At 73.7% G+C, this 11,479-nt stretch carries 16 protein-coding genes and 1 pseudogene; 14 read left to right on the top strand and 3 right to left on the bottom strand.

Features of this window, described 5'->3' with window-relative positions:
- Positions 1-777 (top strand): NADP-dependent oxidoreductase (locus tag ACFE60_RS04290; RefSeq protein WP_375387600.1); only part of this gene is annotated, 777 nt, incomplete at its 5' end.
- Between the two features lie 23 nt (positions 778-800).
- Here the strand turns inward: ACFE60_RS04290 and ACFE60_RS04285 are convergent.
- Positions 801-1,097 (bottom strand): hypothetical protein, encoded by a 297-nt coding sequence (locus ACFE60_RS04285; RefSeq protein ID WP_375387599.1) that lies wholly within the window; start codon positions 1,095-1,097, stop codon positions 801-803.
- A 45-nt stretch (positions 1,098-1,142) separates the two neighbouring features.
- Here ACFE60_RS04285 and ACFE60_RS04280 point away from each other — a divergent pair, with 45 nt between their 5' ends.
- Together ACFE60_RS04280 and ACFE60_RS04275 are read left to right on the top strand one after the other, a co-directional pair.
- Positions 1,143-1,517 (top strand): hypothetical protein, encoded by a 375-nt coding sequence (locus ACFE60_RS04280; protein ID WP_375387598.1) that lies wholly within the window; start codon positions 1,143-1,145, stop codon positions 1,515-1,517.
- A 73-nt stretch (positions 1,518-1,590) separates the two neighbouring features.
- A complete protein-coding gene (locus tag ACFE60_RS04275; RefSeq protein ID WP_375387597.1) occupies positions 1,591-2,211 on the top strand; it encodes a TetR-like C-terminal domain-containing protein in 621 nt (206 codons plus the stop codon).
- A gap of 41 nt (positions 2,212-2,252) precedes the next feature.
- Here ACFE60_RS04275 and ACFE60_RS04270 read toward each other — a convergent pair whose 3' ends face one another.
- On the bottom strand, positions 2,253-2,993 hold the full coding sequence (locus ACFE60_RS04270; RefSeq protein WP_375387596.1) for a GntR family transcriptional regulator: 741 nt from the start codon (positions 2,991-2,993) through the stop codon (positions 2,253-2,255).
- A 74-nt stretch (positions 2,994-3,067) separates the two neighbouring features.
- Here ACFE60_RS04270 and ACFE60_RS04265 point away from each other — a divergent pair, with 74 nt between their 5' ends.
- The 9 genes from ACFE60_RS04265 (at position 3,068) to ACFE60_RS04225 (ending at position 9,208) form a co-directional block, all read left to right on the top strand.
- Positions 3,068-3,994 carry a nucleoside hydrolase gene (locus tag ACFE60_RS04265; RefSeq protein WP_375387595.1) on the top strand — a complete coding sequence of 309 codons (927 nt, stop codon included), beginning with the start codon at positions 3,068-3,070 and terminating at the stop codon, positions 3,992-3,994.
- On the top strand, positions 3,991-4,815 hold the full coding sequence (locus tag ACFE60_RS04260) for an HAD hydrolase-like protein (protein WP_375387594.1): 825 nt from the start codon (positions 3,991-3,993) through the stop codon (positions 4,813-4,815). The genes ACFE60_RS04265 and ACFE60_RS04260 overlap by 4 nt, the downstream gene beginning before the upstream one ends.
- Entirely contained in the window at positions 4,790-4,972 is a 183-nt protein-coding gene (locus tag ACFE60_RS04255; RefSeq protein ID WP_375387593.1) for a type II toxin-antitoxin system VapB family antitoxin, read from the top strand. The genes ACFE60_RS04260 and ACFE60_RS04255 overlap by 26 nt, the downstream gene beginning before the upstream one ends.
- The gene (locus ACFE60_RS04250; RefSeq protein WP_375387592.1) at positions 4,969-5,337 is read left to right on the top strand and encodes a type II toxin-antitoxin system VapC family toxin; all 369 of its coding nucleotides are present in this window, start codon (positions 4,969-4,971) and stop codon (positions 5,335-5,337) included. Before ACFE60_RS04255 ends, ACFE60_RS04250 begins: the two co-directional genes overlap by 4 nt.
- Positions 5,338-5,526: 189 nt before the next feature.
- Positions 5,527-6,219 carry a hypothetical protein gene (locus ACFE60_RS04245; RefSeq protein ID WP_375387591.1) on the top strand — a complete coding sequence of 231 codons (693 nt, stop codon included), beginning with the start codon at positions 5,527-5,529 and terminating at the stop codon, positions 6,217-6,219.
- Entirely contained in the window at positions 6,216-6,776 is a 561-nt protein-coding gene (locus ACFE60_RS04240; protein WP_375387590.1) for an RNA polymerase sigma factor, read from the top strand. The genes ACFE60_RS04245 and ACFE60_RS04240 overlap by 4 nt, the downstream gene beginning before the upstream one ends.
- Positions 6,777-6,807: 31 nt before the next feature.
- On the top strand, positions 6,808-7,377 hold the full coding sequence (locus ACFE60_RS04235) for an RNA polymerase sigma factor (protein WP_375387589.1): 570 nt from the start codon (positions 6,808-6,810) through the stop codon (positions 7,375-7,377).
- On the top strand, positions 7,365-8,447 hold the full coding sequence (locus ACFE60_RS04230; RefSeq protein ID WP_375387588.1) for a CU044_5270 family protein: 1,083 nt from the start codon (positions 7,365-7,367) through the stop codon (positions 8,445-8,447). Before ACFE60_RS04235 ends, ACFE60_RS04230 begins: the two co-directional genes overlap by 13 nt.
- A complete protein-coding gene (locus tag ACFE60_RS04225) occupies positions 8,444-9,208 on the top strand; it encodes a DNA-binding response regulator (protein WP_375387587.1) in 765 nt (254 codons plus the stop codon). The genes ACFE60_RS04230 and ACFE60_RS04225 overlap by 4 nt, the downstream gene beginning before the upstream one ends.
- A gap of 130 nt (positions 9,209-9,338) precedes the next feature.
- Here ACFE60_RS04225 and ACFE60_RS04220 read toward each other — a convergent pair.
- Positions 9,339-9,587, bottom strand: a pseudogene (locus tag ACFE60_RS04220) (hypothetical protein); the annotation flags it as partial.
- Positions 9,588-10,082: 495 nt separating this feature from the next.
- Between ACFE60_RS04220 and ACFE60_RS04215 the strand changes: the two are divergent.
- Both ACFE60_RS04215 and ACFE60_RS04210 read left to right on the top strand, forming a co-directional pair.
- Entirely contained in the window at positions 10,083-10,472 is a 390-nt protein-coding gene (locus ACFE60_RS04215) for a DUF6958 family protein (RefSeq protein WP_375387586.1), read from the top strand.
- Between the two features lie 140 nt (positions 10,473-10,612).
- On the top strand, positions 10,613-11,266 hold the full coding sequence (locus tag ACFE60_RS04210; protein ID WP_375387585.1) for a hypothetical protein: 654 nt from the start codon (positions 10,613-10,615) through the stop codon (positions 11,264-11,266).
- The last annotated feature ends 213 nt before the right edge of the window (positions 11,267-11,479 follow it).

The following is an 11,479-nucleotide window of genomic DNA, read 5'->3' as shown; positions in this document are numbered from 1 at the left end:
GACCTCGCCGGGACCGTCGTGGCGTGCGGGCCCGCGGTCACGGCGTTCGAGCCGGGCGACCGCGTCTGCGCGCTGATCGGGCACGTAGGCGGGGCCCAGTCGGACCTCGTCCTGCTGCGGCAGGGCCGCGCGGCGAGGATCCCGGACGCCGTGCCGTTCGTGCCCGCCGCCGCGCTGCCGCTCGCCGGGCTCACGGCGCTGCAGGGGCTGCACCGGGCCGGCCGCCTCCGCGCGCGGTCCTCCGGGAGGGCGCGCGTGCTGGTGCTCGGGGCGTCCGGCGGCATCGGCGCGTTCGCCGTCCAGCTGGCGCGCCTCGCCGGCGCGGCGGTCACCGCGAGCACGACCGGCCGGACGCTCGACTTCGTCCGGTCGCTCGGCCCCGACGCGGTCCTCGACCGGGACCGGGAGGCGCCGCTGCGCCCGGGCGACGGCTGGGACCTCGTCTTCGACACCCCCGGCCGGCTGCGGCTGCGCGACGTCGAGCCGTCGCTCGCGCCGCACGGCGTGCTCGTCTCCACCCGCGGCGTCTCCCCCGACGCCGTCCGCTCGCTCGCGCGGGGCCGGCGCGGACCCGAGTTCGCATCGGTCCGGACCGCCGCCCGGCCGGCGGATCTCGACCTCCTGCTGCGACTGGTCGCCGAGGACCGGCTGCGTGTCCCCGTGCACCGCGTGCTGCCGATGGCGCAGGCGGCGGAGGCGCACCGGGACGCGGAGCAGGGCGCCGAGGGCAAGGTCGTGATCGAGCTGCTGCCCGGATCGGCGCCGGACCCGGCCTGATCCGCGGCGCACGCTCCCACGGATCAGCGCTGCGACCCCGGCTTCTGCCCCTGACGACGCGGATGCCCGCGGTGCCGCCGCAGCAGGCTGCGGATCTGCGCCTGCTTCCAGAGGAACAGCCCGGTGACCGTGACTGCGGGCACGACGACGAGCTGCAGACCGATGTGCAGCGGCGCGGCGACGACGGGCGGGCCGTAGATCGAGGTACCGAGCACGCCGGCCCCGACCAGGTGGACGACCCGGGACCAGGTGCGCTGGCGGGCGGAGGCGGCGATGCGCCGCCGCGGTCCGGGGGTGACGGCGGAGGGCGACTGCGACATGCGGGGCTCCCGATTCCTGCTGTGCCGGCTCAGGCGCGCCGGACGATGGCCCGAAGCACGGTCAGGAGGACGGGCCCGAGCACGGGGACGCCGCACACGGCACCGACCTGGCCGACGCTCCTGATCGAGGCGATGGACCCGGTGGAACCGATCGACGCGATCGAGCCGACCGATCCGATCGAGGCGATCGAGCCCGCAGAGGCCGCCGACGCGACGCTGAGCAGCGAGCCGGCGCTCGCGATGGAGCCGGCGCTGGCGACGGACGCGATCGTGCCGATCGACAGGACTGCGGCGACGCTGCCGAGGGAGGCGGCGGATGCGACCGCGTGTGCCCCGGCGAGGGACGCGATGCCGCGGCGACAGGACCGCGGGGGCTTCAGGACGGACGAGGACATGGGGCTCCGATCTCGGCTGACTTGACACCGTCAAGTGCTACGGCTCGAGCATGCGCTTGCCAGTTGACACTGTCAAGTCAGATGCGGAGAATCGGCACATGACGACGATCCGCCCGGACGGGCTCGACACCCGCACGGCGCTGCTCGCGGCGGCTCGCGCCGAGCTGACCGAGCACGGCCGCGCCGCCATCGGCCTGCGCGCTGTGGCCAGGCGGGCGGGCGTCTCGCACGCCGCGCCCACCTACTTCTTCCAGGACCGCGCCGGCATGCTCACCGCGGTCGCGACGCAGGGCTTCCACGAGCTCGGCGAAGCGCTGCGTGCGGTCGACACGGTGGCGCCGCAGCACCGACTCGCGGCGCTCGGACGGGCGTACATCGACTTCGGGCTGACCGAGCCCGCCCTGTTCGACCTGATGTTCCGGCCCGGCGACCTGCGGACCGCGGATCCCGATCTCGCGGCCGCGCGGCAGGCGTCGATCGAGCCCCTCGTCGACGCGGTTGCGGCGCAGGAGGCGCCTCGCGATCGCGGCGCGGACCGCACACCGGCGATGGCGCTCGTCAGCTGGGCCCTGGTGCACGGGCTGGTCGCGCTCGCCAGGGACGGTGCGCTGCAGGAGGTCGCCGGCGCGCCGGCCGGTGACGACGGATCCGCGCTCGCCGGGGCGCTCGCGGACCTCTTCGCGGACCGCGTGATCAGCCGCGGCGGGGAATCGCGCTGACGAGCGGGGCGGGCTCTCGCTCGCAGCGGCTCGACGCGCCTTCAGCTCGGGGCGCCGCTCCCGAATGCTCCCTTCCGCAGTGGTGGAGTACTGCCGTCCCCGCCGCTGCGCAGCGCGCCGCTCGCGAGCACCGCCTCCGCCGTCGCGCTCCAGTGGGCGTCGACCAGCGCGGCCGCTCGCGCGGGGTCGCGCCCGAGGACCGCGTCGAGCAGCCGACGGTGCTCGTCGACGAGGTCGCGATCGGGGGCGACCCGGAACGCCAGCTGCCGGTACCGCTCGGCGTGATCGAACAGCAGCGCGTTCAGCTGCAGCAGCCACGACGACCCGCACGGGGCGATCAGCGACTCGTGGAACCGGCGGTGCGCCTCCGACCAGGCATCGTGCACGCCGCCGCCGGTGTCGGCCTCGGATCGCATCGGCGTGCCGGCCAGCGCCTCGAACGCGCGCAGCAGCGCGGCGTCGGTGGCGCCGTCCGCACGCTCGACAGCACGGACGATGGCGTCCGACTCGGTCAGGACGCTGACCCGCGTGATGTCGCGCAGGTCCTCCTCGGAGGTGGGGACCACCCGGAAGCCGTGCTGCTCCTGGCCGGTGACGAGCCCCGAGCCCGCGAGCCGCGCCAGCGCCTCGCGCACCGGCGTGAGCCCGGCGCCGTAGCGCGCCCGCAGCATCGTCGAGCGCAGCCGTTCACCGCCGGCGAGCGCGCCGCTCAGGATGTCGCGGCGGATGAGGCGGAAGACCTCGCCGGTCCTGCTCGACGAGGCGGTGCCGTCACCGGTCATCGAGCCTCCCTCCGCGCCGGAATATCGATATTCTGCTGCACGAACCCGATCGGATCCATCGCGAGGAGCCTCCCGTGCCCGTACCCGTGATCATCGACTGCGACCCCGGGCACGACGACGTGTTCGCGATCTGGCTCGCGGCGGGCAGCCCCGGTCTGGACGTCCGCGCGATCACGACGGTCGCCGGGAACGTCGACGTCGAGCAGACCACCCTGAACGCGCTGGCCGCGTGCTCCGTGGCGGGGATCGACGTGCCGGTCGCGCGCGGCGCGGACCGGCCTCGCGTCCGCGAGCCCTTCCGAGCAGCCGACGTGCACGGGCCGAACGGGCTCGGCGGCATCGAGCGTCCCGCCGTCACGGTGCCCCTCGACGACCGGTCGGCGCTGGACCTGATCGATGCCGTGCTGACCGACTCCTCCGAGCCGGTCTCGATCGTCGCGCTCGGGCCGCTGACCAACATCGCGGCGCTCGTCGCCTCCCGGCCGCACCTGCAGCCCTCGATCGAGCGGGTGGTCTGGATGGGCGGCTCCACCGAGCGCGGCAACTCCACCCCCTACGCCGAGTTCAACGCGTTCTCGGACCCGCACGCCGCCGACGTCGTGCTCCGCTCCGGCGTGCCCTTCACGATGGTCGGGCTGAACGTGACGCACCAGACCGCGGTGGACGACGACCTGTTCGCGCGGCTCGTCGCGATCGACACCGACTCGGCCCGCTTCGGCGTGCGGCTGCTGATCGAGCTGCGGGAGGCGTTCCAGACGCTCTACGGCAGGAACCCGCCCATCCACGACGCGGTCGCGATGGCGGTCGCGCTCGAGCCGGGGATCGTCACGAGCACCCGGACCCGGGTCGACGTCGAGCTGGAGGGGACGCAGACGCTCGGCGCCACGAGCGTCGACCTGCACGACCGGCTGCACCGCGAGGCGAACGCGGACGTCGCGCTGCGGCTGGACGTCGACCGCTTCTGGGACGTCCTGGTCGCCGCGCTCGCCGCGCTCCGATGACGCCCCGCGCGCGGAGCCGGGACCTGCTGCTCGACCTCGACGGCACGATCGTCGACTCGGGCGCGGCGATCATCGCCGCGCTCACGGCGGCGTTCGTCGAGTGCGGCCTCCCGGTCCCGGATGCCGCCACGCTCCGCGCGCACGTGGGCCCGCCGCTCCTGACCGGCTTCCTCGATCTCGACGGCCTGACCGAGGCGGAGGCGGACCGCATGGTGCTCGCCTACCGGCGCCACTACGCCGCGAACGGCGCAGCCGCGACCCCCGCCTACCCCGGGGTGGTCGCCCTGCTGCAGGACCTCGCGGTCGACCACCGCCTCGCCGTCGCGACGTCGAAGGGCGAGGCGTCGGCCCTCGCGGTCCTCGAACGGATCGGCGTGCGGCCGGCGCTCGCCGTCGTCAGCGGCGCCTCCGCGGACGGCACTCGATCGACGAAGGAGCAGGTGATCGGCGAGGCGCTGCGGCGACTCGAGGCTCAGGGCGCCGTCCGATCCCCGCTCATGATCGGCGACCGCGTCCACGACATCGAGGGCGCACGGCATCCCCACGATCGCCGTCACCTGGGGGTACGGCACCGCGGAGGAGCACGCGGGCGCCGTCGCGACTGTCGACTCCCCGCAGCAGCTGGCGGAGGTGGTCCGCCGCCTCGACGAGAACCGCTGAACCTCCGGGGTCACGCGAGGCGCTGCAGCCGGACCGCGACGGCGACCGTCACAGCCTGCCGAGATTCGTCCCGACGGGCATCCGGGAAGGTCGAGCCACGCCGAAGAGCATCATTCGATGCTCTACAGTGTGCCGGTGAGGACGACCGTTGCCCTGGATGACGCACTGCTGGAGGAAGCGCAGCGCCTCACCGGCGTGACGGAGAAGAGCGCGCTGCTCCGCGAGGCGCTGCGATCCCTCGTCGAGCGGGAGAGCATCCGCAGGCTCGTCGCGCTCGGCGGCACCGATCCGGACGCCGAGGCCGCATCGCGTCGATGATCGTCGTCGACACCTCGATCTGGATCGATCACCTGCACGCGACCGATGCCGCGCTCAGCAGACGCCTCGAGCAGCGTCAGGTGCTGCTGCACCCGGCCGTGCTCGGGGAGATCTCCCTGGGTCGCATCGCGGATCGCGTCGCGGTCCTCGGCGCGCTGCGACGGCTGGCCCGGCCGCGAACCGCGAGCGACGACGAGGTGCTCGGGCTGATCGATGCGCACGGCCTCTCCGGCAGCGGCATCGGCTGGACCGACGCGCATCTGCTCGGATCGGTGCTGCTGACAGCCGGGGGGACGCTCTGGACCCGGGACCGGCGACTGGCGGCAGCGGCTCACCGCGTCGGCCTGACGACCGAGCACGACTGAGCACGACTGAGACCCTGACGCTTCCTCGTTCAGGCCCGTTTCGCGACATGCCGTGCTGCGAGCGCGCGAGGACGGCGCGCCGGCGGATCCGGCCTGACCGAGGAAGCTCGCCGCCGCGGACGTTCGCCCCGCGGGCGGACATGTCTTGATGACGGCGCCCGTCCCGGGTCCGCGGATGGAGGTCGAGCGGTGCGCGATGTCGACGAGCAGGAGCCGGACGGGTTCGAGGCCCTGATCGAGTCGTCCGCTCGACCTACGACGCAGCCGTCCGCGGCCCTGTCGGCCGCGATCGACGCAGCGGCCGTCTCGGTCGCCCGGCCGACGCCGCGTCGACGTCGGGTGCCGGTCGTCGCCGCGGTGCTCGCGCCGCTGCTGGTGCTCGCGGGCACCGGCGCGGCCTTCGCGGCGACGGGGTTCGACTGGTCGGTCTTCTGGAGCCGGCAGCCCTCGTGGACGGGGTGGGCCACGCACCCGGACGCCGCGGTGACCTATCGGCTTCCCGGCGGAGGCACGTGCACGATGCGATTCGGCGAGCTCTCCGACTCGCCGGCCACGCCCCTCCCCGCCGACGTCCCCGCTGCGGACCCGAGCGCCGTCCAGGTCGCGAGGGACTACCTGCGGTCCGGCAGGCTGCTGCGGGACGCGCGGATCGAGGACGTCGTGCAGCAGAACCGATCCGATCAGAACTGGGCGACCGATGCCGACGGGCAGCAGGTGCCGTTCGGCTACGGCACGGCGAACTCCAACGCGGACGTCGAGTACCAGATCGCGGCGCGGGAGGCGTTCCAGGAGGCGATCACCCGCCACCTCGACGAGGCCGGCGTCTCGACGACCGGCTTCGGCTTCCAGGCCCAGGAGCAGTGCTCCGGGATGCAGCAGTGACCTCGCGGGACCGGCACGAGGCACGGTTCACCGGGCTCATGAAGGCGGTCGGGCCGGACCTGCTCCGGTACTTCGAGCGGCGGGCCGGGCCCGACGGCGCGGACCTGCTGACCGAGCTGATGGTGATCGCCTGGCGGAAGCACCGCCGGATCCCGGACGAGCCGGTCGCCGCCCGCATGTGGCTGTACGGCATCGCCCGGAACCTCGCACGGAACAGCCTGCGCGGCACGATCCGCCGCGACCGTGCCGGGGAGGCGCTGCGCGTACTCGCGGAGCGGACCTCGCAGCAGCCCGACCCCGTCGAGGCGATCGCGGTCCGGGACCTGATCGACCGGCTCGACCCGGATCTGGCCGAGGTCCTCACGCTCGTGCACTGGGACGGGTTCAGCCAGGCGGAGATCGGCCGGCTGCTCGGCATCCCGGCCTCGACCGTCCGCGGACGCTACCAGCGGGCGAAGGCGGCGCTCCGTGCAGACCTCCTGACCGCCGCTGACGGAGATGGACCGGGCGGACGAGGATCGATCGCGGAGGCGGTGCCGGGGCGTGACGCATCGTGAAGGGTCGGAGCGCGGTGGGGCAATACCTGATGTGAGTGCTTCCGACACCGAGCTGGTGCAGCAGTCGTTGACGGCGCCGCAGGCGTTCAGCGAGCTGTTCCGCCGGCACTCGGGCGCCGTCTACGGCTACGTCGCGCGGCGGGCCGGCCGGGACGTCGCCGACGAGGTGCTGTCGGAGACGTTCCTGGTCGCGTTCGAGCGCCGCGACCGCTTCCGGTCCGACGCCACCTCCGCCCGTCCGTGGCTGCTGGGCATCGCGACGAACGTGGTGCACGCGTACCGGCGGAAGGAGGCGCGGCACCTGCACCTCCTGCAGCAGCTGCAGGAGCCCGTCCTCGGCGACGGCGGGATCCCGCGCGCCGGCGACCGCATGGACGCCGCGGCGCGGCTCCGGGACCTCGGGGACCGGATCCGGAACCTGCCGGCGGGTGATCGCGACGTCCTGCTCCTGCACGCGTGGGCCGATCTGACCGCGGAGCAGATCGCGGTCGCGCTCGACATCCCGGTCGGCACCGTCTGGTCCCGACTCAACCGCGTCCGGAGGACCCTCCGAGACGCTGCCGGCACCGCCGGGAAGGAGCATCCCGCATGGACGAGCTGAGCCAGGTCCGGGCGCTGAACGCCGGCCCGCACCTCCCCGAGCCGGCCGCGGAGGCCGCCGCGCTCGCCCGGCTGGACGCCGCGATCGACCGCGCCGCCCGAGGGCGCCGCGGGCACGTGCCGACGAGGCGGAGGCTCCGTCGGCGCCGGGCGCTGGGCGGTGCCTCGATCGCCGTCGGCGCGCTGGGCCTCGCGACGGCGCTGGTGCTGACCGACGTCATCGGGCTCACCGGCTGGCGCGGGGGTGCCAGCACCGCCGCGGCGGACGCGCTGCACAAGGCGGCGATCGACACGCTGCAGCTGTCCGATCCCGCCGTCGGTCCGGGCCAGTACCTCGAGGTCTCCACCGACGCCGTCTACTCGGCGACGACCGACGAGGGCAGCTACCTCGCCACCCAGAACGGGCAGCTGTACATCCCCGCCGACCGATCGGACGACTGGGTCTGGGTCCGCGATCCCGCGACCGTGGCCCGCACCTTCGGCCCCGCATCCGAGCGGGCCGCACGGCAGGACGCCGGGGGCGGGACGACCGAGATCGTCCGCGCACCGGAAGGCGCGTTCTACAACGGACCCCCGCAGGACGACGGGTTCGACGCGCTCCCCCGCGATCCGACGCGGCTGCTGAACCACATCTACCGCGTCACCCTCGGCGCGGGCGTCTCCCGCGACGGCGAAGCGCTCGTGTTCATCGCCGACGCCCTCCGCACCGGCGTCGTTCCGGCGGACCTGCGGGCCGCGATGTACCGGGCGGCGGCGATGATCCCCGGTGTCGAGATCACCGAGCGGGAGGCGAACCTCGACGGCCGCACGGGCATCGCCATCGGCCGCACGGAGTCGAACGGCATCCGTCAGGAGCTGATCATCGACCCGCAGAACGGGCGCCTCATCGGCGAGCGGGAGGTCGTCACCCGCGCGGACGTGATCCCGGGCTTCCCGGCCGGCACGCCGATGGGCTTCACCGCCGTGACCGCCACCGTCGTCGACTCGGCCCCGGCCGGCGGCACCCTCTGCGGGGCCGACATGGTGCCGACCGGCGGGTCCGGCAGCGGCGAGTGCACGAGCTCCCGGTGAGCCGCGACGGCACGCCGCACCCGGGCGGCTCCTCCTCCCCGGTCCGGTTCGCGGTCGCGCTGGTCGACGACCACGAGGTCATCGGGCTGGCCGTGCGCAGCATGCTCGCGCCGCTGCAGGAGATCGACCTGGTCGGCTCGGCGCGCACCGTCGGCGACCTCCTCCTGCGGACGACCCGGCGCATCGACCTGGTGGTGCTCGATCTCCGGCTCGCGGACGGGTCCGACCCGGTCGACAACTTCACGCGGCTCACCGCGGCCGGCTGCGACGTACTCGCGTACACGTCCGGCGAGTCCCCGAGCCTCCTGCGGGCGATCACCCGCCTCGACGTGCTCGGCATCGTCCGCAAGAGCGAGCACCCGTCCGTGCTGACCCGGGCGCTGCTGCAGGCGGCCAGGAACCAGCCCGTGGTCACCACCGACTGGGCCGTCACCGTGCAGAGCGACCCGATCCTCCCCAGCGCGCGCCTGACCGCGCACGAGGCGCGCGTGCTCGAGGCCTTCGCCGACGGCCGGACCGCGCGGCACGTCGCCGACCTCCTGCAGGTCGCGGAGTCCACGATCGAGGACTCCGTCAACCGGATCCGCGCCAAGTACTCCCGGGTGGGACGCCCGGCGAGGAGCAAGGTCGACCTCTACAAGCGAGCCGTGGAGGACGGCTTCCTCCCGCTCCCCACGGAGGCCGCTGATGGACTGAGCACCCCTGCTCGACTCCGGTCCGGCGTCGGAGGGCCTCGACGAGGCGCAGCAGCTGGGCGGTGAGGTCCTCGACCTGCTCGATCGGTGCGTCGTCGATCAGCGCGAGGACACGACGTCCCGCCGGGCCGTCGTGCTCGGCGAGCGCGGTCCACACCTGCGGGGTCAGGGAGACCAGGTTCACCCGCCGATCGGCAGAGGCGGGTCGCTGCTCCACGATGCCCCGAGCGAGGAGCCGATCGACGATCGGGGTGATCGCGCGGGTGAGTCCGAGCGAGGCCGAGATGCCCACCTGCGATCGCGGTCCCTCCTCCAGGGCGTTCAGCAGCCGGAGCTCGTTCCGAGAGATGTCGAGTCCTGCGGCGATCGCCGCGTCGTGGCTGTCGAAGGCGGCGCCGAGCGCACGACAGGCCAGGAGGAGTGGATGGCGCGCGTCGGAAGGCATCGATCAGAGGTAGACAGTGACGCGTCGAACGGAGTGGGGATGCGCTGGACCGAGTCGATCCGGATCGGGGCGCCGCGTCAGGTGGTGTACGACGCGGTCCTCGACCAGGAGACGTCGATGGCCCGGTCTGCGTGGCCGGCGGCGACGGGCTTCACCTGCCGGATCGACGGCGACGGGCGATCACCCGGTTCGCAGATCGTCTTCACGGCCCCGACGGCGTCGAGCAGGGACGTCAGCCGCTCGCCTCGGAGGACGGCACGTGGGTCCGGAACCGGGCGCGCAACCGAGGTTCCCGCGGTCGGTGGATCGAGCCGACGGTCGACTTCCGGGTCGATCCGCTCGGCGTCGAGCAGACCGAGGTCGCCCTCCGATTCGTCGTGGAGCTCCCGGTATCACGCCTGCTCCGACCGGCGGCGGACGCCTGGTTGCAGCGCTCGATCCGGCTGCTGCACGTGAGGGACCTGCAGCAGCTGGGTGCCCTCGTCGAGGGTCGCCGTGTCCGCTGACCCGCACGGCGGGCCGGTCGGCGCGCGGGCCTGGGAGGCGGACGCCGAAGCGAGGGCGCGCGGGCGCGTGCAGATGTTCAACGCCACCCGCCCCGACGCGCTCGACGGGTGGACGATCCCGCTGCAGCAGTACGACCTCCTCCGGGAGGTGATCCTGCGCACGATCGACCTCCACGGCGACGAGGACGGCACGGTCCGGCTGCAGACCGTCGTGGACGAGGCGCAGCGCGAGCTCGGCACGCATCCGGCGTTCCCCGCAGGCCGCCTGTCCAACTTCGTGCGCTTCGCGAAGGTGGATCTGGAGGCGAGGGGCGTCGTCGAACGCGTCCCGCGCAGCTCGCCGCAGCGCATCCGACTGCGCCTGGACGGTCCCGAGTGATCTGCGGGGGTCGAGCGACGCGGTCCCGCGCCGTGCGCTCCTCGGTCACCTCGACCGCGCACGGTCCGGCACCGGCGGCCGGTTCGACTCGAGCTCCCCCCGCCGACCCGGCGACGATGCGGAGGCGGTCGATGGATGCGATGCCCTCCCTGGTGATCGCCGGTCACGCCGTCGTGATCGGGAAGCAGCCGGACGGGGACTCGGTCCGGTTCGTGCCGGACGACCCCTCGCTGCTCCGACGGCTGCAGCACGGCGAGCGGGTCAGGATCTCCGCCGACGGCAGCGTGCAGCTGCGCCTCGACGGGATCGACGCTCCCGAGCTGCACTACCAGCACGGAGCGCAGCTCCTGGCCGCGGAGGGCCGCGACGCCCTCCTGCACCGCATCGGCTTCCAGACCGTGACGTTCGCGGCCGACGGCACGACCGCCACCGCCGCCGATCCCCCGACGGTCGAGCTCGTCGTCCTCGCCCAGCTGGTGGAGGTCAACGGACGCCCCGTCTTCATCGTGTTCGCCGGCGAGACGGCGTCGAGGCTGGGCGCGGTGATGCGCTTCAGGGCGGGATGCGACGTGAACGTCGGGCGAGCGCGCGAAGAACCCTCCGCGCGCGCCGTGTCGACCCCGCGTTCGAGGCACACCCGGTGGCAGCGTGACGCGCATCGACACGAATCGAGGCCCGATGACGACCACCGCTCCCCTCCTCCCGCCGCCCTCGACGGACACGCGGCGATGGACGATGCGCGACCTGATGCTGCACCTGGCGGACATCGAACGCGAAGGGATCCAGGCGGCTGATCCCGCCTGACCACTCCGCGGACACCACGGGTTCATCGAGGGCTCTGAGCACCCCGGGACTCGGATCCAGAACCTGCTGCTGAGCTCAGAAGGCGTTCAGAAGCGGCGATCAACTGCCCTGCGATGCTCGAGATCGCCAGAACTGAGGCGGTTCATGGCTCGCTTCCAGCGACGTTCAGAACCGTCTCGTACCCGGTGGGACCGCCCTCCGTC

This window comes from uncultured Amnibacterium sp., from assembly GCF_964245895.1.
Taxonomy (GTDB): Bacteria; Actinomycetota; Actinomycetes; order Actinomycetales; family Microbacteriaceae; genus Amnibacterium.
Note: the sequence above shows the minus strand (reverse complement) of the source record. Positions and strands in the feature narration are given on the sequence as shown.